The sequence below is a fragment of the Streptomyces sp. NPDC053755 genome, assembly GCF_040677675.1.
GTDB lineage: Bacteria > Actinomycetota > Actinomycetes > Streptomycetales > Streptomycetaceae > Streptomyces.
On the sequence record NZ_JBFASK010000087.1, the window covers coordinates 1 to 1,179 of the forward strand.

At 66.9% G+C, this 1,179-nt stretch carries 1 pseudogene; it reads left to right on the forward strand.

Going from position 1 to position 1,179, the window contains the following annotated elements:
- A pseudogene (locus AB0K65_RS32345) lies at positions 1-1,179 on the forward strand (sugar-binding protein); the annotation flags it as partial.

Consider the following 1,179-nt stretch of genomic DNA (forward strand, 5'->3'; position numbering starts at 1 on the left):
TCGGTCTGACGCTGCTGCCGGAGTGTGTGTACTCCGACCCGAACGCGGGTGAGTGCGCCGACGACGGCACCACCACGATGGCGGGCAAGGACGAGGACGCCGGTTTCGAGCGTCTGAAGACGTCGGTGGCGGAGGTGCCCGCCACGGACGCCCCGACCAAGTCCACCGCGGCCAAGGGCGCCAAGACCCGCACGGTCCTGACCGGCACGATCCCGGTCGCCAAGCTCCTCGACGACGAGGCAGGCACCGGTAGCGCGGCCCGCAAGGCGTCCTTCTCGGCCGCCGGGACGTCGACCGGCGGGGGCGCGGTCGGCATGATGGACACCGGTTCCTCGGTGTCCGGTGACTTCACCGCTTCCCCGCTGCTGTCCTCCGGGTCCTGGTCCTCGGGCTCGTCTTCGGGCGCGTTCACCTACAACTACCAGGTGCAGGTCCCCGAGACCGCCGGCGGTCTGATGCCGAAGATCGGCCTGGGCTACTCGTCCCAGTCGGTCGACGGTCGTACCTCCTCCACCAACAACCAGGCTTCCTGGATCGGTGACGGCTGGGACTACAACGCGGGTTCCATCACCCGCACGTACGCCAACTGCCGCGAGGACTCCAAGCGGGCCGGCTCGAACAACGCCACCCACAAGACGGCGGACCAGTGCTACGGCTCGGAGAACGCCACCCTCAGCCTCGGTGGCATGACGACCGAGCTGGTGTGGGACGCGGCCAAGAACACCTGGTTCACGGCCAACGGTGACGGTTCCAAGATCGAGCGGATCAAGGACACCACCAAGGACCCGCGCACCGGCACCGGCATGATCAAGGATGCCGACGGTGAGTACTGGGTCGTCACCACGAAGGACGGTACGAAGTACCACTTCGGTCTGAACAAGCTCCCGGGCTGGTCGGACAACGGCACCGCCGCCGACGACCCCTACACCGACTCGGTCCTGGCCGTGCCGGTGTACGGCAACCACGCGGGCGAGCCGTGCTATAAGGCCGGTGACTGGAAGAACTCCTTCTGCAACCAGGCCTGGCGCTGGAACCTCGACTACGTCGAGGACATCCACGGCAACGCCATGTCGCTGTGGTGGAAGCGCGACCTGAACTACTACGCGCGGAACTTCAACTTCAAGGCCCCGGTCGAGTACCACCGCGACGGCTACCTCTCGCGCATCGACTACGGCCAGC